Genomic DNA, 19,713 nt, shown 5'->3' with positions numbered 1-19,713 from the left:
CTTTGCGCCTAAGGCTCACTGACTCGATTGGGCCAGCGATCGCCCCTCTGTCAGACATGTTCTGCCTGCAGCAGTAAAACTGATAGAGAGGCATCTTGAAGCTCCAAAATCGGTTGGCTATTCGAGCTGGGCTTGATGACCTCTGTTAGTTCTAGAGACAACCAGAGACGAAAACCGTGTTGGACTTGGTAAAAGTGGCTGCTCAAATGCCAACGGTGGGTCAACTGATCCGCCAAGGGGCGATCGCTAACCAACAAAAACAGACCCGTGCCCTCGCAGTCCTCGCAGCAATGGCGGAACATCTAGAACACTATCGCCAAGCTCTCCAAGCGTGGGGCGAGTCCTTTGTCTTTAATGCGGCTGAACCCATTGAGTCGCTGACGATAAAGCACACTGTCCCCCCTGCCCCAAGGGCGCATACGATTTTTGCCACCGATGGTTCGCAAATTGCCCCCAGTCACCACGAAATTGCCTATTGCTATTTGATTAACGTAGGACGGGTGGCGATCGCCTACGGTCAAGGCCAGCGCCCTCATTTAGATAGCGTGCCGCAGTTGGTGTATGACCCCGATGAATTGGGGCGATCGCGGGGCTGGGGCCTCACCCTAGAGGATTGGTTACGTTACCGCCGCACCCAAGGGGAAATTCTCGGCCTTGTTGAACTCATTCAAACTCAAAATCAGAAAGCTCCCAGCTTAGCCCTTGTGGATGGTTCACTCATTTTCTGGGCATGGGAATCACTGCCGCCAATGGTGCGGCAGGAATTGTTGAGGCCAATCTTAGCTGCTTGGGATCAATTGCGAGCCCAGCGAATCCCGTTGGTGGGGTATGTCAGTGCCTCCCGCAGTCAGGAAACGGTGAATTTTCTGCGCTTGGGGGTTTGCCCCTATCCTGAACCCAACTGTGCCCTCCACTGTGGTCAGACGAGTCAGACTGGCTTCGAGGTAACCGGCGATCGCCCCCCTTGTCAGGTCTTTGATTCCCTGCGGGATGTGCTCCTCTGGCAAGCGCACTTAGCACCGCAACAGCATAGTTCCCTCTGGCGTAGCCGCAGCCGCATTTTGGAGCACTACGGCGAACATCACATCTACGTTGCCTACCTCCATGGTGGCTCAGAAGTGGTGCGCTTGGAAGTACCTCAATGGGTGGCCCAGGATCCAGACCTATGGCAACAAGCCGTCTCGTTGACGGCAGCCCAAATTGAAAAAGGCCGGGGTTACCCTGTGGCCTTGGCAGAAGCCCACAATTTAGCCGTCGTGCGTGGCAGCGATCGCCAGCGCTTTTTTGCTTTACTAGAGCGGGAACTGATTAAGGCAGGACACTGGTATGTGGCGCCTTCCCCCAAAGAGCAACGCAAACGCCAAAGTATTGCCTAGGTGGCTGCTGTTCGTTGGTTTAGGCATCGCCGGTTGGGGAACGCAGTTGGCGCTACCGCCAGTGAGTGGCTGGTTCCTGGCCTTTGTGGGCATTGTGCCCCTGTGGTGGCAGTGTCAGGTTTTATCGCCGCTATGGGCAGCGATCGCCGGCCTCTGTTGGGGCTTGGGGTTCTATGGCACTAGCCTAGTCTGGGTGTGGGATTTGCATCCCCTCACGTGGATCGGCATTGCCCCAGTGCCCAGTTGGCTGATTTCGCGGGGGATTTGGCTGTTTCTCAGCACTTGGGGGGCTGCCCTGAGTGGGAGTTGGGCCTTGTTGATGGCGCGCTATGGGGTGCGGCGATCCGCGCCTTGGCAACTCCTATGGGGTGTAACCCTGTGGTGTGCCCTCGAAGCCCTCTGGAGCCATTCCCCCCTGTGGTGGATTAGTTTATCCCTAACCCAAAGCCCCCAGGGACTGGTGCAACTGGGTCGTCTGGCGGGGCCGACCACCATTACAGCGGTAGTAATGACACTGAATGGCTTAGTTACCTTCAGTCTGCGGCGGTACCCAGGGGCAAGGGTTTGGCTTGCAATGACCCTCGGGGGGGCGATCGCCCTCAATGGGGTTTTAGGTGCCAGTGCCATTGCAGATCACGGCGAACCCCTACAGATAGGTTTGATCCAAGGCAATATCCCAACACGGGAAAAGCTCACTCCAGAGGGGATCCGCCGCGCTTGGCAGATCTATGCCCAAGGCTATCGCCAACTGGTGGGTTTCGGGGTTGATGCTGTCTTAACCCCTGAGGGGGCCCTGCCCATTCTCTGGCAACGGCAGCAAATGAATCCCATCACTCGGGTAGTGCGGGAAGCGGGTGTGCCCCTGTGGTTAGGAACATTTATGGAGACGGCAGGGGGGCATCATCAGGTGCTCCTGAGCCTCGATGGCAACGGTGAGATTGACAGTCACTATAACAAAGTGCATCTTGTCCTATTGGGGGAATATATTCCCGATTGGCTGGCAGGAGTGGTGCAGCGGTTATCCACCTTGCGATCGCGCCTGATTCCTGGAGACCCTGAACAGATCTTTACCACCCCTTGGGGAAATGCGGTTGTCCTGATTTGCTTTGAATCCGCCTTTTCCCACCGCAGTCGCTGGCAACTGGTTCATGGTGGGGAGTTGATCCTCAGTGTTGCCAACAATGATCCCTACCGTCGCCAACTCATGACCCAGCACCACGGCCATGATGTGTTGCGCGCCGTCGAAGGCGATCGCTGGCTAGTGCGCTCCACCAATACGGGCCTTTCCGCGGTGATTGCACCTACGGGAGAAACCCTCTGGCTCTCAAACGCCGACGAGTTTGTGATTCATGCTGCAACGATTTGGCGGCGGCAGACCCAGACCCTCTACACCCGCTATGGGGATTGGTTGCTTCCCCTCTTACTGGGGATGCTTAGTTTATCCGTTCTTCGACAACGAGGGTTGCACTGACCCATTCGCCGCGATCGCCATAGGTACGAATCAGGCGCTGCCGCTGACCCTCTGCCCACAACCAGCCCACCTCAACAAAGAAGGACTGACGAAAGGACACCTGTAGGGGCGTGAGGCTAGAGGTGCCATCGGGGAGCAGCACAAGCTGCTTAGGTTGATCCGTGTCCCTAAAGAGGAGCCGTGAACCCGCAATTGTGGCCGTTGTTTTCACCTCGTGGTCGGGGGTTTGCAGCAGTTGGTAGAGCCGATCGCCCTCGCGCCAAAGGCGAAGCTGGGTGGGAGTTTCCGTGGGCGATCGCCAGTCGGCATAGACGGTGTAGGCGGTGCCGCGCCACTCGCCAAGGAGCTGCTCCACAGTTAAGGGAGGACGTTCAACCGCATGAGTGTGGGCACGAAACTCCCGAATCAAGGTCATGGACTGTAACTGCTGATTTTTGTTAAAGAGCTGCACAAACCGCAGGCGGCGATCGCCCATGACAAAGCCATACTCTGCGCCAAACTCAGCAAAGGGGGCCACCTGCAACGATCCCTTAGAAAATGCCCCCGTTGCGAAAAACACATTTTGGCGGCCGATGGTACTGTACTCTTGGATCGTTTCACTGGTGGGGGGCTGATCGAGGCCATTGCCAAAGCGTCGTAGTTCAAAGCGCACTCGCTGGCCATCGGCAGTATCGGCAAGGATCAAAATAGAAGGCACCGAGGCCCCCAGTTCCCCCGTAGGGCTGACCGCCGTAAAGGAGCCCTGCCATTCCCCAAGGTTTTTGCGAAAATTGTCCCAGTTTGTTGTCATTGATACCCGTCGTTGCTGGGGGTCACCCCCATGGTATAGAAAAATCAGTACAACTGTTGAGAGTTTGCGGGTTGCAAATTGGCGGGCGATCGCCAGCACTCAGAAAAAACTTTGATAGGATGGGGAGTGTCAGGGCGCTGACAAACAATCGCCATTGGGAGACCCGTGCATGACCACCGACCTCTTTGACTCAGGGGCTGGTCGCATTTTAATAGTCGATGATACCCCCGAAAATGTTGAAGTTTTAACAACCCTGCTGCAACTGGAAGGTTATGATGTGCGTGGCGCCATCAGCGGCCAAATGGCGCTCATGGGTATTGAAGCAGAACCTCCAGATGTCATCTTGCTGGACATCATGATGCCCGATATGAATGGTTATGAAGTCTGTCAAACCCTCAAGGAGAATCCCAAGACCAAGCATATCCCCATTATTTTCATTAGTGCCTTGGATGATGTATTTGACAAGGTCAAGGCCTTTGAAATAGGTGGCGCTGACTACATCACCAAACCCTTTCAGCAGGCGGAAGTGCTGGCACGGGTAAAAAATCAGTTGACGATCGCCCTCCTACAGCGGAAGCTCCGGCAAAAGAATGCTCTCTTGCAAAAGCAAAACCAGCAGCTGCAGGAAATTGCGGAAGAGCGCCGTGAATTGGTGGCCTCACTGCAAGCAGCGCAAGAACAGTATCGCCAAATGTTTGAGGAGGCCGTGGTGGGGATTTACCAAAGTTCTCCCGAGGGGGTTTACTTCAAAGTGAACAATGCCCTAGCACGCATCTATGGCTATGCCGATGCTGAAGACTGGTTAGCGGATATTGAGCACCACAACCAACGCCCCTACGTGGATGACAGCAGTTGGCAGAAGTTCCAGCAACAGATTCAAACCCGGGGAGTAGTGCGCAATTTAGTTTCCAAAGTGTATCGTGCTGACCAAACAATCACCACCATCTGCGAATGCGCTCGCCCTGTCAAAAGTGAGGACGGCCAACTCCTATACTATGAGGGCTTTGTCTTTGAAGTGCCCACCCGCAATCCATGAAGCAAACCCTAACCGCACTCTTGGGGGATGCTGCTGTTTATCCTATTGCTGAATTGGGCGATCGCGCCCCCCACCTGCGTCCCTATCTGCCTGAGCATGCCCTGCTGGTGACTCCCCCTACCCCAGAAGCCGGGGCAGAAGTGATTGCCTGCGCCCAACGGCAAGGCTGGCGAGTACTGCCCATTGGAGCAGGAACAAAACTCAACTGGCTCGGAAACATCCCCCAGGCAGATATTTTGCTGCAGACAACAGCATGGCACAGGCTCATTGATCATGCGGCTGCCGATATGACCGTCACCACCCAAGTCGGCATCCCCTTGCAACGCCTTCAGCAACAACTGGCAACGGCACGGCAATGGATTGCGGCAGATCCCCTCTTTGCGGAAAGGGCTACCCTTGGCGGCTGCTTGGCCACCTGCAGTAATGGCACACTGCGCCAGCGCTATGGGTCATGGCGCGATCAGTTATTGGGGGTCAAGTTCATTCGCAGTGATGGCCAAATCGTCAAAGCCGGGGGGCGAGTGGTCAAAAATGTTGCCGGCTATGACCTGATGAAGCTGCTCATCGGTAGCTATGGCACGCTGGGAATCCTGACAGAAGTGACGTTGCGGGTCTATCCCCTGCCCGATGCGGTACAAATTTGGCAGTTGCGGGGAGAAGTCTCTGCCTTGGCCAGTGGATTGGCGGCAATTTTAACGAGTGCCCTGGCGCCGGCGCGCTGTGTGCTGCGCCTTGAAGGAACGGGGGCACTCTTACTGGAACTGGAGTTTCATACGCTGCGGGAAGTCTTGGCTGCGGGCACCTTGGGCGATCGCCTCAGTCACATTGCCCAGACCCATGATCTGCAACTTGAAGCCGCAGCCCCCCTAGGCATTACCCTCAACCCCACCCCCGATCAAGTCATTCTCAAAATCGGCGTGCCATTGCAGGAGATGTTGCCCGCCCTCACCCAGCTTCAGCAGTTGGCAAGGAAATTGGCCTGCGAGTGCCGAGGCGAAATGAGTGCCGGGGTTGGTTACGCCTATCTTCACGGACAGGAGAAGGATCTCCGTCAACTAATTCTCAGGCTGCGCCAAGGGTTACCACGGGGCTATGTCACCGTCTTAGCGGCACCGCTGAGCCTCAAGCAGCAGCTGGATCCTTGGGACTATCGCGGCAACGCCCTTGAATTGATGCGCAGTCTTAAGCAACAATTGGATGCAACGGGTGTCTTTGGCACTGGGGTTTTTGTCGGCCATCTCTAGACAAGTTTTAATACTTATTAATAATACTTACGAATGACTGCAACTGATCCTGTAGCTGGCCCGCCCGATCCACACCTGATTGATGCCTGTGTCCACTGCGGGTTTTGCCTCTCGACCTGTCCCAGTTATCGGGTCCTGGGCACAGAAATGGACTCCCCCCGTGGCCGTATCTACCTCATGGATGCCATTAACGAGGGGCAAGTGCAACTGGCGGATGTCGTCCAGCACTTTGATTCCTGTTTGGGTTGCTTGGCCTGTGTCACCACCTGTCCCTCGGGGGTCGAGTACGATAAGTTGATTGCGGCCACCCGGGTTCAAGTGCAGCGTCACTATCAGCGTCCCGCGGGCGATCGCTGGCTGCGGCAGTTGATTTTCCAAACGCTGCCCTACCCCCAACGGCTGCGGGCGCTCCTGTTGCCCCTGTGGCTCTACCAAAAATTGGGCTTGGCGGATCTTGAAAAACGCGTGGGACTCCTCAAACGGCTACTGCCCAAGTCCCTAGCGGCCATGTATCAAATGCTGCCCTCCCTTTCGGCAAAGACATTTCGCGTTCGCTATCCTGAGGTGGTACCTGCCCAAGGGAAACAGCGGGGCCGCGTGGGGGTGATTCTTGGTTGTGTGCAGCGGCTCTTTTTGCCTGAAGTCAATGAAGCCACAATTGCCGTCTTAAGTGCCAATGGTTTTGAGGTGGTGCTGCCACGCCAACAGGGCTGCTGCGGTGCCCTACCCCATCACCAAGGGGAACAGAAGCAGGCACAAACCCTTGCTCGCCAAATGATTGACTGTTTTGCTGCCGCTAAGGTGGATGCCATCTTAATCAATGCCTCGGGTTGTGGCCATACTCTCAAGGAATACCATCACCTGTTGGCGGCTGACCCCGAGTATAGCGATCGCGCCCGCGAGTTTGTGCAAAAGGTTGAGGATGTACAGGTCTTTTTGGTCAAGCAGGGGCTGGTGACCGCCTTACATCCCTTGGGCGATCGCCCCTTAACGTTGGTCTATCAAGATGCCTGCCACATGATCCACGGCCAAAAAATCCGCCTTGAGCCGCGGCAACTGCTCCGCCAAATTCCCCAAGTGCAACTGCGAGAACCCCTGGATGCGGCCCTGTGCTGTGGCAGTGCCGGAGTTTACAACATTCTCCAACCGGATGTGGCAACCGACTTAGGACGACAAAAAGTGCGCAACCTACTGAATACGCACCCAGACGTCATTATCTCAGCAAATGTGGGCTGCACGGTACAGTTGCGGCAGTATCTGCAAGAGCAAGGCAGCCCCGTGCCCATATACCACCCCATGCAGCTGCTAGACTTGGCCATTCGCGGTGAGCAGCTTCCGTCCTAGGCAATGTCTGGGGGGGCACTGAGGATTGAGCGTACTTGAGCCAATAACCATTGCCGACCCACTTCCCAGCCTCGCTCCCCATCCGCCTCTAGGATCATCAGGCTATCCACTGGCTCTGCGGCCAACAGTTGAAACAAGAGGGGAATAATTGGCATTGCCACGGGGATCACCTGTTCATCACAGGCCTCTTGAGCCATGGCTTCGCTGCCGTAGGCGTGGATAACATTTTTTTGTTGGTGGGGAGGTTGCTGTTCCTCTAGGGTAATCACCTGCCATTGACCATCAGGGGTTTGCAGGACGTAGTAAACGGTTTGCCCGTAGCGCTGGGCTTCCTCATAGAGAATGGGGGCGATCGCCTGTACCGCAGCCACAGTTGCAGGGTCATCGGGGGCGTTGGCAATCAGTTCGTCCACTTGGGTCAGTAAATCCACAACGCCGCCTCCTTTGAGAACTATAGAGAACTATTCCTTGGCTTCAAGGGCATCGAGATCAAGGGCACGGGAGCCACCCCTACTTAAAATGGTCAGCACTTTTCCCAATTGGTACCACACCAAAAGGGCGGTGGCGATGGTCAGCACAAAGGCAATGCTCATACTCAGCCCCAGGCCAAAACCATAGGTCCACAATCCCGCCATCAGGAAGAGCCAGATGCCAATGGAAATCCCCAAGTAGGGCAACTGAAGCTGGGGACCGCGCAACTGACTCAGAACGCGAGTGGAGCGACTGCGGTTCCATTCTTGGACGCTCTGCTTGAGGGTGGCCTCAAAGGCTTTGCCACTGGTCAACCCCATAAAAATACCGGCCAGCAGCAAGACAATCGGTGGATCAAACACGGGATACCTAATCCTTCTTGGACTTCAGGGACGTTGATAACCGCTGCCCACCCCTAGGGAGCCACCACCAAGGAATTGCTGTCTTCTTCTTTACCGAGCGTGTGGGAAACAGAGGCCTTGAGGGCTTCCCATGCCACATCAATAAAGAAGAGAGGACGTAGGTCAGACTTGACCAAATTCCAAAGGCGCTGCACCTCTTCGGTGTGGAGACGGTCATCTTCGGTTAACGCTAGCACAATTTGCCGCCGCAGGTACTGCCCCTCCTCAGAAAAGAGATATTGCAAGCCCAAGGTGGCCGTTGGCGCGAGATTAAAGTGCTGATCCTGCCGAGCGATTGCAATCAAGTTTTCTAGTCGTTGCCACTGGAGACGACCATCCTTGAAGAGGATATCCAATAACCGTCGCCGCAGTTGGGGCGATTCTCCTTGGAGCAGACGCCGTGCCACATAGGGATAGCTGACATCGACAATGCGAAAGTTGGGATTGAGGCATAGGGCAATGCCCTCTTGGGTCACGAGGGAGCGAATGATCAGGGCAAACTTGGCGGGAACACGGAAGGGATAGGCATACATCAACTCAGAGAAGCGATCGGTGATCACCTTGAAGTTGAATTCCCGCACACTGGAGCCAATCACCTCCTCAAAGACCGACTCCAGGGCAGGGATAATCGGCGTCATATCCGTTTCCGGAGTAAGAAAGCCCAGCTTGACAAAGTCGGCGGCAAGGGCGGAGTAGTCCTTGTTCACCAAATGAACCACCGCATCCACAAGGGATTCTTTAGTGCTCTCCTCCAATTGATCCATCATGCCGAAGTCAATGTAGGCGATACGACCATCGGGCATCGCAAAAAGATTGCCTGGATGGGGATCTGCATGGAAAAAGCCAAATTCCAAGAGTTGCCGCAGACCAGAAATCACACCGACACGGATGAGCTCATCGGGATTGACGCCCGCCGCCACCATGCAATCGGTGCGGGTGAGTTTAATGCCGTGGATCCACTCCAGCGTGAGCACGTGTTTAGTGGTGTATTCCCAATAGATTTTGGGAACCTTAACCGTGGGATCGTCGCGGAAGTTGTTGGCAAATTTCTCGGCATTGCGCCCTTCATTGAGGTAGTCAATTTCCTCGTAGAGCTTGCAGCCAAATTCATCCACAATGTCCCGGAGGTCGTAGCAGAGGTTAATGGGTAGCCAGGGCTTGACCCACTGCACCAAAAGGCGGATCAAAAAGAGATCGCGAGTAATCACGGGCAAGAGATTGGGGCGCTGCACCTTGACAGCCACTTCCTCGCCACTGTGGAGTTTGGCTCGATAGACTTGGCCAAGACTGGCGGCGGCCACAGGCTGGGGTGAGAATTCGGCAAAAATATCCCCCAAGTTTAAGTGCAGATCCCGCTCAATAATGGCAATGGCAACCTCGTTGGGAAAGGGGGGCAGTTTGTCCTGAAGAAGCGTAAGTTCGTCGAGGTAGTCGGGACAAATCAAATCGGGGCGAGTGGAGAGGGCTTGACCGACTTTGATGAAGGTTGGGCCTAAACGGATCAGGAGTTTGCGCAGTTGCATTGCCCGCCGGGGACGCTGACTTTCCTGTTGACCCAGCCACTTGTCCCACTGCAACAGCAGCCAAAATGTTAAAAAAGATACCGAAATGTGAACGAACCGCCAGATTACTTGCCAAGGGTGTCGCCAGTAGTAGCGGGCGATCGCCTCAGGATCGTAACGACAATGGCCAGTACTAGGGACAGCAGAAATAGGGGCAGTCACAGCTTTTTTACCTGATTCTCTGAAACCCAACTTACTACAGCCCTCTCCTCTTGCCATGGGTGTTTCCACGGAGCACTTTTGGTTACAACGTAAGCAACCATCGCAATTATGAGGATTTTGTTGATCCCCAGTGCTAGAGGAGCGGATCTTTTTGGGTTTGCTTAAATATAGTATAGAAAACTACACATAAGCCCTGCTAATCAATAAAATTCTTAACAAAAGTTAAAAGCTGGAGGTTCCAGCAATTCAGCCGTTGGTTGAATCAGGTCCAGCCGCTCGAACTGAATTTCAATAGGTTCGGTGGTGCGGATTTGCCGATAATGGTACCGTAGGGCATCTTCCTATTCACACCCTTCCATGGCCAACAGGATCATTGCCACATCTGTTCTTGAGGAGTTGTTGGCGCGGTTGCCTCACTTGCGATTGCAACTGTATTTCAAGACATCGCTGACGGCGCTTTCCCACGCAATGGAGGATCAGGTTTTGGCCAGTGAGGATGCGCCGATCATTATTGCCTGCTTTCAGCGGGAACGCTTTTATCGCCAAGAAGCCCATCGCTACCAGCGTATTGCCACAAAGTCCCACCATGTCTATGTTTTGGCTGCCCCCGAAACCGAGTTTACAAGCTGCTCTGGGGACTACGAAACCGTTGCCTTTGATCCTGGCGATACCCTCAGTCAAGAATGGCATTTGACCGTCTTGGGCAAAAATTACAGCACTTGCTTGGTCTGCCGTGAAGTCCAGCGATCGCCCACCCATCGCTTAGATGTGTTGCCGCCGATGGATGCAGCACGTCGTTTTGAGGGCATTTGGACGTTTGATCGGCAGGTGGCGGCAACAACGGCTGAAATCCTCCTCAACCGTATTCGTGAATACCGCCCTGAACTCAAGGAGAAACTCAGGGAAGGTCTAGTATTGGTTGAAACCTATCGCCAATTAGAGGGGTGCAATCGTGATCCTGCCCCCTTTGTCGATCGCCTCGTTACCTATCTCCAGGCAGGCCAGTACAAGCAAATTAAGGCCTACCGCCAAATTGCCATTCAAGAGCGCAAAGAACGCCTCACCAATGCGATTACCACGGCAATTCGTAACTCCCTCAATCCCACGGAAATTCTTACTCGCACCGTGGCGGAGCTGGGGGAAGCCCTCAAGGGCGATCGCTGCCTAATTTATCGTTGCCGCAGTACCGATACGCGGGTGCCCATCGAGCACGAGTACACTAGCGGTGCCCTCCCCCCCTTGCAGTACCAGTATTGGCCTGTGAGTGAGCACCCCTACACGCAGCAGGCACTGGTGCATCAGCAGGTGATTCAGGTGGATGATGTGGCCGCTGATCCCCACTATGAGGCCACCCGTTTCAAGCCCCTCGATGCCGCCGGCGTCAAAGCCCTCCTACTGGCGCCTGTTCTTTATCGGGGGCGACTTTTGGGCATTGTCGAACTCCACCGAGGCCAAGCGCTGCCGTGGCACGATATGGACGCAGAATTAGTGGAGGCGATCGCCACCCAGGTGGGGGTTGCCCTGATTCAGGCAGAGGCCTACGCCGATTTGGAAGAACTCAATGCGCAATTGGAGGCATTAGATCGTACCCGCAGCAATCTAATTGCAATTACAGGTCATGAACTGCGCACACCCCTTTCGACCATTCAAGTCTGCCTCGAAAGCCTAGCCAGCGAACCTGATATGGATCCAGAACTGCGGCAGGTGATGCTGAGTACCGCCCTCGCCGATGCTGAGCGCATGCGGAAACTGATTCAGGACTTCCTCACCCTCTCCCAGTTGGAAAGTGGCCGGGTGCAGTGGCGACCGGAACCGCTGTCCCTCCAGGAACTGGTGGATTTGGCCCTCAGTAGTTTGCGCACCCCCAAAGATCAACTCCCGACAATTCAGGCCATCTTGCCCGAGGAACTGCCCCTGGTGCGAGCCGATGGTGAGTGGTTGGTGGAGGTGCTCTCGAAGTTACTGGACAATGCCTGCAAGTTTACAGAGCAGTCGGGGCAGGTCTCCATTGCAGCAAAGCCCCGTCCTGATGGGTTATTAGAAGTAACCATAGCCGATACAGGGCGCGGTATTGAACCCGATCGCTTGGAAACGATTTTTGATCGCTTTTATCAGGAGGAGGGGGCACTGCGGCGCTCGGCGGGTGGTACAGGGTTGGGTCTAGCAATCTGTCGCCAGATTATTACCAATTTGGGGGGGCAAATTTGGGCGGAGTCGGCGGGGCGCGATCGCGGTAGTAAGTTTCACTTTACAATTCCCATTGCTGAGAGTTTTTAAATAATGAGCGCTTTGGGGAGCTATCAGTCCCGCCCTCTAGCCGTCGGCTCAGCGTCGGGAGGAGGTTACAAGAGACAACAACGAGGGGCAGCCCGTCATGAGTCAATCTTTTGCCGATACTGCCATTGACATTTTGATTGAGTTAGCGGAGCGGGGAGAAATTGACCCCTGGGATATTCAAGTTGTTGATGTCTGCGATCGCTGTTTGGCGGAGTTGGCACGGCGGGGGGAACCCAATCTCAGTGAATCGGGGCAAGCCTTTTTGTATGCAGCGATGCTGGTGCTCCTCAAGAGCGATCGCCTAGTGGCCGTTACTGAACCTTCACCAGCGGCAGCAGAAGGCGAGGAGCCGCCAGAGATTGGGGAAAACCAGTCCTTTGCGGTTTTGCCCCATGCCCTAGAGCAGCATTTGCATCGTCGCCCCGTGGCGCCCCCCCAACAATGGCGCCGCCTCACCCTTGAAGAATTAATTGGCCACCTGAAAACCCTGGCCATTCAGAGCGATCGCCCAAAGGGGCTGCGGCCTCATCAACGCCGGCAGCGTCGCCGTCCCACCACCCTCAAGGCCATTACCCAACTGGCTCACCAAGAAAACCTCACGGAGATGGCTAGGGAAGTGGAAAGCCTTCTCAGGGAAATGGCCCCCGAAGGTACATGGCTAGACTTCCAGGAGTTATTGCAGCGCAAGCCCGATTCCGTGGGTGTCTTTTGGGCGCTGCTGTTCCTCGCTGCCCAGTCGAAGGTGGATCTCCAACAAACAGATTTTTATCAACCCCTACAGGTGCGGACCTGTTTGCCTGACGCGATTTCCCTAGAAGACCTAGGTTAATGTCCTTCTGGGAGAAATGAAAAGCCCAAGGGTTTCACCCGCAGTAGAGCCTCGCTTAGGGCAGCGTGGAGATGACCATTGGTGGCTAAAATCCGCCCCGATGTCAGTTGAAAAGGAGATTGATCGTAGGCAGTAACGATGCCCCCAGCTTCACGGACAAGAACTACACCAGCAGCCAAGTCCCAAGGAGAGAGGCCCCGTTCCCAATAACCATCGAGGCGACCACAGGCAATGTAGGCCAAGTCTATGGCTGCTGCTCCGCCCCGCCGTACCCCTTGGGTCAGATGGGTCAGGTAGCAAAACTCAGCGTAGTTATTGTCCGCCGTTTCACGGCGATCGTAGGCAAAACCGGTAACCAAAAGACTGTGACTCAGTTCTGCGGTACTGGAAACGTGAATGGGCTGGCGATCGCGGGTGGCACCGAGGCCTGTTGCAGCGCGAAACAATTCTCGATGAAAGGGATCATAGACGACACCAATGTGGGGTTCCCCCTCCACTAAGAGAGCCACCGACACGGCACTAAAGGGGTATTGATGGGCATAGTTGGTCGTGCCATCCAGCGGATCAATTGCCCACAGGAATGGATTGTTCTTGAGTCCCGAAAGACCTGATTCCTCCGCCAACACCGCATGATCTGGACAATGGCGACGAATCACATCCAGTACTGCTGCTTCTGACTGGCGATCGGCCACCGTGACCAGGTCACCAGAGCGGCCTTTTTCCTCAATTTCACTTAATTTGCCCCAGTAGTGCTGAAGGACAGCACCCCCTGCTAAGGCCGCCTCCGTGGCAATTTCTAAGTAACGCTGTCGCTCACTCTCGGGCAGCGGGCAACTCACGGCTAACATAGCTGCTTAATCCTCATCGAGGGGCAGCCCCAACTGGACTCGTCCTTTGCCAAAGTAGCGGCCAAATTGCAGCTCATAGACCTCATCCTCATCTTGGGTTTCCACCTCAAGGTCAGAGCGGGCATAGCTCACACACAAAAGAGCATAGCCGCGGGCTTGCAGGGCTGGTGAGAGTCCCATGGCTTCGGGTTGATAGACATGGCCAGAGAGAATACGCACAGCACAGGTGGTACAGGCACCGTTGCGACAGGAAAAGGGCAACTCAAGGCCTTGGCTCTCAGCGTGTTGCAGGATATAGCGATCGCCCGGAACAGTAATTGTGTAGGTGCGTGTGGGTGGATCCCCTGACTTGAGGGGGCGCACATGAATAGTCACAGTGTAGGTTTGTGGCGTGCTCATGATCTCGCTCTCTTAGCGTGAAAGGGGCTGTCAAAGACCTAGCCTTGTCCCTTAGCTACAATACCGCAATCCCAACCTGCTAATGACAATGCTATGGTAGGAGCGGTTCTATGAGCCACATTTGTAGGGAGACCTAAAGTTATGAGTACCTTAGTGGTCATTGCATTTGATGATGAGTACAAGGCGAACGAAGTATTAATCCAGTTACTAAAACTCCAGCGTGAGCATCTCATTGACCTTGAGGACGCTGCGGTTGTCGTGCGCACTAAAGATGGCAAGGTTAAAATCACCCAGACTCAGGATTTAACCCTCCAGGGTGCCCTTGGCGGTGGCTTTTGGGGGCTATTAATTGGTCTTTTGTTCTTCAATCCGCTCTTGGGCTGGGCTGCGGGTCTTGTGGCGGGAGCGATTTCCGGCAAATTTACCGACATTGGCATTGATGATAATTTCATCAAGGAGTTGGGACAAACCATTGCCCCTGGTAGCTCGGCCATCTTTACATTGGTCCGTCAAGCCACACCTGACAAAGTACTCGAGGAAATTGCTCCCTTTGGCGGTAAAGTCCTGCGCACCTCCCTGTCAAAGGAGGATGAAGCGAAGTTGCAGGAAGCCCTCAACCGAGGCAATGCGGCCTCCCAAACGCCCGCCCCTAGCGAAGCAACGACCTCTAGTGAAACGACGAACAGTTAGTTTGTTGAGTTTGTCTTTGGTCTAGCTCTCGCCCTAAATATCTAAGTTGATTAGGATAATTTTGAGAAGTTTGGCCATTCCCTAGAGACAGCCTTTTTCCCAAGGATGGACCCACTCAACACTGCGAAAGCAAGTGTCAGACAACACCGTTCCTTAATCCCGGTTTCAGAAAAGGGCTGTCACTGGGCATTGTGCTCAGAGTTAGGGATGCCAATTGGGAGTGTTGGGGAGTGGGAGACGGTGCAGGATCAAACTAAACCAACTGCAGGGATTGCGATCTTCAAGCGCTTTGGTAGGCGATCGCGCCAACTCAACCGTCTCGGCGCCCATGTTAACAACCAGTGGCGCCGCTACTTACCTTGGTTGCAGCACTGGCAAGTGGCGGCTGGCCTCTCCCTGCTAACTTCCGTGGGTATTTCGGGGCTCTCCCTGGGGCTGCTGCTGCGGCAACCCACCACCCCCGGCAATTGTGATTTTGTCCTTTGGCCTCTGGCATCGGCCTCCTTTCGCCTCTACTGCGCCCAACAGGCGGCAGAGCGACACACCCTTGAGGATTTGCTCCATGCCATTGATCTCATTGACGACTTGCCCCGTGATCATCCCCTTGCCCCTGAGATTAATCGCCGCTTAGAGGTGTGGTCTGATCAGGTGTTGGCCTTGGCAGAGGTAGCCTTTCATGAAGGGCAATTAAATCGGGCGATCAGCTTTGCGCGGCGGATTCCCCGGGATGTCGCAGCCTATGCCAAGGTGGAAGAACGTATTCAGCGCTGGCAGGAAATTTGGCAAAAAGGAGAAGAAATCTACCGCCGTGCTGAAGCAGCCTTGAAAAACCTGCAATGGCGGGAAGCCTTTCAAATCTCGCTCCAGTTGCAATTTGTTGACTGTCGTTACTGGGCCCAGGAGCAGTTTGGTGCCTTTAATCAGCGGATTATCCGTGCCCAACGGGAAGATCGGCAATTGGATGAAGCACGTGCCCTCATGGCGCAGGGGGGAGCCGATAACTTGGCCGCTGCGATTGCAATTGTGCGGCGAATTCCCACTACCAGTGACATTTACCCCGGTGCGCGGCGATTGCTCAATGAATTGGGTGAGCGATTGTTAGAATTGGCGATCGCTACCTTGAATCGCTACGAACCCCAAGAAGCGCGGCGAATTGCTGGCTTGATTCCCCAAGACGTCAGGAGTGCCCGCGCCGCCGAGGATGTGGTGAAGTTAGCAGCAGCAGAAGAATTTGCCCAAGCAGGCATGGGGGAAGATATTGATCGGGCGATCGCCCAAGCCCGGACGATTACCGCAGAACGCCCCCTCTACTTTGACGCTCAACAGGCCATTCGGCGCTGGCAAACCGATCTGAAGGTGTTACAAACCTTAGCAGCAGCCCAAACCATTGCCCGTGGTGGTACGGTGGACCGCCTTTACCTTGCGATCAACAGACTCAACATCCCTTTGGCAGACGCGAGTCCCTATCGCCAAGACCAAATCCGCGATCAGCGACGGCTGTGGCAACGTCAAATCGAGATTGCTGAGGATCAACCCCTGATTGACCGAGCCAATATTCTTGCCCGCCAAGGTACCCCTGAAGCTCTGTTGCAAGCTCGCCAACTGCTGGAGCAAATTCGTCCCCAGCGTGCCCTCTATGAAACGGCTCAAAATCGCCTCAAAGAACTCTTCCCCCCCGTTGCAACTGAAGCAGTGAGCTGGCAGCTTGATCCGGAGATGGCTCGCCTGAATGAAGCCCAGCGCCGTGCCCAAGGGGGTCGCGATCGCGACTTTGCCGCTGCCATTGCTATTGCCCAAAAAATTTCCCCCAACTCCAGTGTCTATGCCACCGCCAACCAGTTGATCGTGGAGTGGGGCAACAACATCCTAGAGCAGGCACGCTATTGGGTGGGGCGGGACAACCGCCAGGCGATCGCCACCGCCGAACTCATCCCCCCCACCCATCCCCTCTACTCGGAAGCAAGAGAATTGATCCGTATTTGGCAAGAGGCGGAACCCCAGAACCCCTTTTAAGGGCTTTTACTGATTCCTGGGGGCTTCCACAAGCCGCACCTTTTGGGCCAGACCCATCACTTGCAGTGCTCGAATTGTGATCCACGTGATATCAAATTCCCACCATTGCAGACCGTGGCGTGCCGAATGGGGATAGGCGTGGTGGTTGTTGTGCCAGCCTTCACCAAACGTCAAGAGGGCAACCCACCAACAATTTGTGGAGCGATCGCCCGATTCAAAGGTGCGGTAGCCAAACCTGTGGGTCGCACTATTGACAAACCAAGTTAGGTGATACACCAGCACCAGGCGGACAAAGATACCCCAGACCACAAAGGGCAGTCCACCCCAGAGATATAACAACACCCCTAAAGCCACTTGAATAAGGAGAAAATACCGATTCAAAAAGCGATAGACAGGGTCAGTGTTAATGTCCTTGGTAAGGCGTTCCACCGCTGCCTTAGCGGGCACTTCTTGGAGCATCCAACCCATGTGGGACCACCAAAAGCCCTTTTGGGAATTGTGCTGATCCAGTTCTTGATCGGAGTGGAGGTGATGATTGCGGTGGAGGCCGACCCATTCAGTGATGCCACCCTCACAGGCCAAAGTACCGCAAAAAACAAAAAAGTATTCCAGCCATTTCGGACATTGGAAACTACGATGAGTGACAAGACGATGCCATCCCAAAGTAATCCCCAAACCACCAGAGATCCAGTAGAGGACAAAACAGAGGAGCACTGCCGACCATGAAAACGTCCCAGGCACCAAGGCCAGCAACGCTCCCAAATGGACAATACCCATAAAAAAAATCACCCCCCAATTGGGACGCAGGGGGCGCGAAGGCAACAAAGAAACAGATGTCATAAAACTCTCGAACACATTGACACGCCCTAGATTGAGTTAAGCCATGCAGGCTACTCCACTAGGGCAGAGGTAGCTGTGAATGCTTTCTGAATTAGACCTCAAGAAAAGTGCTTTGTCAATAGCCTATATTGAACAAGCAAAACAGCCAACCACTCCTTCCATCATGATGGAGATTGCAGAGCACGTCAAGTGAAAAATCGGTTGAACAACTGGAGGTGCAGCTCACTAGGGGGCTCACCGGTGTCAAGACCTGCTAATCCTAGCCGATTTTGGTTTTATTAAAATTTGTCAATATGCTATAAATTTCCGTGAAACCACTGAGAAGGAAGCAGCTCCTATCATCTACATTAGTGAATAGGTGAGAGGAATGAACAGCAGTTTGCCTGGAGTAAATTCTTACTACTCCGGTAATTTACTCATATAACAAAATTCCTACTCTGCAACACCAGGAAGCAACGTGCTAGATTAATTTACAAAAGTTTACACTCTCCCTGTTTCTGCTTTCACTGCATTTGAGGTTTAGGAGTATGCCGCTCACACCCATGACCCGCTACTACATTCGCCGTCTGCTTGCAGAGCGTGCTGAATCCCTTGGCCTAAAGGTGAGTGGGAGCGACAGCGAGGCCTTTACCGAGGAGTTATCGCGCTTAGAATCCTTAGCCGCAACTAAGTTGGCGGAAATTGATCTGATTGTGCGGATGCACCAAACCCTCAGCCGCAGTGGCCAAACCTACAATAGCTACCTCGCCAATCTGGAGCAGAAGCTCTTTGCTTTGATGGGTCTGGCGAGGCAACCTCAAGAAGACCTCAGCGATATTACCCTACCTCAGCCTGGCAGCGTGGAAGAGCCAGCAGCTAAAGTCCTCACCCTAGCGGAAGTTCTCGAACACTTTAACAAAATTGGCGATATTGCCCAGAAATACCTTGGCAAGATGATTGTGGCCAACTATTGGCGAGGCACTCGTCCCTACAGCAGTTGGTTTGCTGACTTTACGGTGACCAATGAGGGCCGGGTCGTTTATCGGTCGTACCAATCCAGCCGTGATATTTACCTCGATAGAGAACAAATTGAGCATTTAGACAATTGGTTGGCTGCTTTTGTTCGGCAGTGTCAGCGAGTCCTTCCCCAATTTACCAAGCAACTGCAAAAAGCAGGAGTGACGCAAACTAGCCTAGCTGCTAGCCCTCAATGACCATCGAAGAAACAGCCATTCACAGCCCCCTTGCCAACTCATACCGAGTCCTACGGCTTTTCTTGGCCGTTCTCTGGGTGGGGCTGATTGTCTATAGTTTTGGTTTTGCGCCCCCCGATCAACCGCAAACGCTGACACTCATTCAACGGCTAGCTACTGGAGACTGGCAGGGCATTAACCCCCTCATTGTCAGTCTCTTTAATTTGATGGGTGTGTGGCCACTGATTTATACCGCATTACTCGTCGTGGATGGTCAAGGGCAGCGATTTCCCGCGTGGCCATTTGCTGCTTTCAGTTTTGCCGTGGGTGCCTTTGCCCTGTTGCCCTATTTGATCCTGCGACAGCCTGCACCCCTCTTCACAGGAGAACTCAATAGGGGTGTACGTCTTTGGGAATCGCGGATCACTGGAATTGGGATTTTTCTAGTGGCGGTCATCTTTCTGAGCTATGGCTTACTTGCCGGCGACTGGCGAGACTTTTGGCAGCAGTGGCACAGCAGCCGCTTTATTCATGTGATGACCCTTGACTTTTGCCTACTGTCGTTACTCTTGCCCGTGCTGCTGGTGGATGACTGGCAACGGCGAGGCCTAGAAAACTCACCGTGGCGGTGGTGGAGCCTTGTCCCCTTTGTAGGAGTATTGGGTTACTTCCTTTTGCGTCCGCCCTTAATTCTCTCGAAAAAAAGTGTGGCATGATACAAAAAAATGCCCCTGAATTGGTTTTACTGATCTGTCAATGCTGAACTCTACACCCAGAGCGAGATTGGC

Annotated in this window: 18 protein-coding genes; 11 read left to right on the top strand and 7 right to left on the bottom strand. The window is 54.2% G+C overall.

Features of this window, described 5'->3' with window-relative positions:
- Window positions 1–176: 176 nt before the first annotated feature.
- Both IGQ16_RS11125 and lnt read left to right on the top strand, forming a co-directional pair.
- On the top strand, window positions 177–1,376 hold the full coding sequence (locus IGQ16_RS11125) for a DNA double-strand break repair nuclease NurA (protein WP_297061554.1): 1,200 nt from the start codon (window positions 177–179) through the stop codon (window positions 1,374–1,376).
- Window positions 1,327–2,847 carry an apolipoprotein N-acyltransferase gene (lnt, locus tag IGQ16_RS11120; protein ID WP_297061552.1) on the top strand — a complete coding sequence of 507 codons (1,521 nt, stop codon included), beginning with the start codon at window positions 1,327–1,329 and terminating at the stop codon, window positions 2,845–2,847. Before IGQ16_RS11125 ends, lnt begins: the two co-directional genes overlap by 50 nt.
- Here lnt and IGQ16_RS11115 read toward each other — a convergent pair.
- A complete protein-coding gene (locus tag IGQ16_RS11115; protein ID WP_024124715.1) occupies window positions 2,810–3,637 on the bottom strand; it encodes a DUF3598 family protein in 828 nt (275 codons plus the stop codon). The genes lnt and IGQ16_RS11115 overlap by 38 nt on opposite strands.
- A 169-nt stretch (window positions 3,638–3,806) precedes the next feature.
- On the opposite strand from IGQ16_RS11115, the gene IGQ16_RS11110 reads away from it, so the two are divergent.
- The 3 genes from IGQ16_RS11110 to IGQ16_RS11100 are packed head-to-tail and all read left to right on the top strand — an operon-like array spanning window position 3,807 to window position 7,261.
- Entirely contained in the window at window positions 3,807–4,673 is an 867-nt protein-coding gene (locus IGQ16_RS11110; protein ID WP_024124714.1) for a response regulator, read from the top strand.
- Complete coding sequence (locus tag IGQ16_RS11105; protein WP_297040897.1) at window positions 4,670–5,917, top strand: FAD-binding oxidoreductase; 1,248 nt, start codon at window positions 4,670–4,672, stop codon at window positions 5,915–5,917. The genes IGQ16_RS11110 and IGQ16_RS11105 overlap by 4 nt, the downstream gene beginning before the upstream one ends.
- Before the next feature lie 33 nt (window positions 5,918–5,950).
- Complete coding sequence (locus IGQ16_RS11100; RefSeq protein WP_024124712.1) at window positions 5,951–7,261, top strand: heterodisulfide reductase-related iron-sulfur binding cluster; 1,311 nt, start codon at window positions 5,951–5,953, stop codon at window positions 7,259–7,261.
- On the opposite strand, the gene IGQ16_RS11095 is transcribed toward IGQ16_RS11100, so the two are convergent.
- Genes IGQ16_RS11095 through IGQ16_RS11085 form a run of 3 tightly spaced genes read right to left on the bottom strand, consistent with a single transcriptional unit; the run spans window position 7,258 to window position 9,914 of the window.
- Window positions 7,258–7,692 (bottom strand): hypothetical protein, encoded by a 435-nt coding sequence (locus tag IGQ16_RS11095; protein ID WP_297040898.1) that lies wholly within the window; start codon window positions 7,690–7,692, stop codon window positions 7,258–7,260. The genes IGQ16_RS11100 and IGQ16_RS11095 overlap by 4 nt on opposite strands.
- 30 nt (window positions 7,693–7,722) lie before the next feature.
- Window positions 7,723–8,094, bottom strand: coding sequence for a hypothetical protein (locus IGQ16_RS11090; protein ID WP_024124711.1), 372 nt, complete (start codon window positions 8,092–8,094; stop codon window positions 7,723–7,725).
- A 53-nt stretch (window positions 8,095–8,147) separates the two neighbouring features.
- On the bottom strand, window positions 8,148–9,914 hold the full coding sequence (locus tag IGQ16_RS11085; protein WP_081711765.1) for an AarF/ABC1/UbiB kinase family protein: 1,767 nt from the start codon (window positions 9,912–9,914) through the stop codon (window positions 8,148–8,150).
- 300 nt (window positions 9,915–10,214) lie between these two features.
- Between IGQ16_RS11085 and IGQ16_RS11080 the strand changes: the two genes are divergently transcribed.
- On the top strand, window positions 10,215–12,134 hold the full coding sequence (locus IGQ16_RS11080; protein ID WP_297061547.1) for a DICT sensory domain-containing protein: 1,920 nt from the start codon (window positions 10,215–10,217) through the stop codon (window positions 12,132–12,134).
- A gap of 97 nt (window positions 12,135–12,231) precedes the next feature.
- On the top strand, window positions 12,232–12,963 hold the full coding sequence (locus IGQ16_RS11075; RefSeq protein WP_024124708.1) for a segregation/condensation protein A: 732 nt from the start codon (window positions 12,232–12,234) through the stop codon (window positions 12,961–12,963).
- On the opposite strand, the gene IGQ16_RS11070 is transcribed toward IGQ16_RS11075, so the two are convergent.
- On the bottom strand, window positions 12,960–13,811 hold the full coding sequence (locus IGQ16_RS11070) for an inositol monophosphatase family protein (RefSeq protein ID WP_024124707.1): 852 nt from the start codon (window positions 13,809–13,811) through the stop codon (window positions 12,960–12,962). The genes IGQ16_RS11075 and IGQ16_RS11070 overlap by 4 nt on opposite strands.
- A gap of 6 nt (window positions 13,812–13,817) precedes the next feature.
- Window positions 13,818–14,210 carry a 2Fe-2S iron-sulfur cluster-binding protein gene (locus IGQ16_RS11065; RefSeq protein ID WP_024124706.1) on the bottom strand — a complete coding sequence of 131 codons (393 nt, stop codon included), beginning with the start codon at window positions 14,208–14,210 and terminating at the stop codon, window positions 13,818–13,820.
- 141 nt (window positions 14,211–14,351) lie between these two features.
- Between IGQ16_RS11065 and IGQ16_RS11060 the strand changes: the two genes are divergently transcribed.
- Window positions 14,352–14,900 (top strand): DUF1269 domain-containing protein, encoded by a 549-nt coding sequence (locus IGQ16_RS11060; protein WP_297061545.1) that lies wholly within the window; start codon window positions 14,352–14,354, stop codon window positions 14,898–14,900.
- A 240-nt stretch (window positions 14,901–15,140) separates the two neighbouring features.
- Complete coding sequence (locus IGQ16_RS11055; protein WP_297061544.1) at window positions 15,141–16,913, top strand: hypothetical protein; 1,773 nt, start codon at window positions 15,141–15,143, stop codon at window positions 16,911–16,913.
- A gap of 6 nt (window positions 16,914–16,919) precedes the next feature.
- Here IGQ16_RS11055 and IGQ16_RS11050 read toward each other — a convergent pair whose 3' ends face one another.
- Window positions 16,920–17,753: an acyl-CoA desaturase gene (locus IGQ16_RS11050; RefSeq protein WP_297061541.1), complete on the bottom strand. Its 834-nt coding sequence runs from the start codon at window positions 17,751–17,753 to the stop codon at window positions 16,920–16,922.
- Window positions 17,754–18,280: 527 nt separating this feature from the next.
- Between IGQ16_RS11050 and IGQ16_RS11045 the strand changes: the two genes are divergently transcribed.
- A complete protein-coding gene (locus IGQ16_RS11045) occupies window positions 18,281–18,946 on the top strand; it encodes a hypothetical protein (RefSeq protein WP_297041733.1) in 666 nt (221 codons plus the stop codon).
- On the top strand, window positions 18,943–19,641 hold the full coding sequence (locus IGQ16_RS11040) for a hypothetical protein (RefSeq protein WP_024124701.1): 699 nt from the start codon (window positions 18,943–18,945) through the stop codon (window positions 19,639–19,641). Before IGQ16_RS11045 ends, IGQ16_RS11040 begins: the two co-directional genes overlap by 4 nt.
- The last annotated feature ends 72 nt before the right edge of the window (window positions 19,642–19,713 follow it).

Origin of the sequence: Thermosynechococcus sp. M3746_W2019_013 (genome assembly GCF_015296045.1) — a bacterium.
Classification (GTDB): domain Bacteria; phylum Cyanobacteriota; class Cyanobacteriia; order Thermosynechococcales; family Thermosynechococcaceae; genus Thermosynechococcus.
This window is presented reverse-complemented; position numbering and strand designations above follow the sequence as displayed.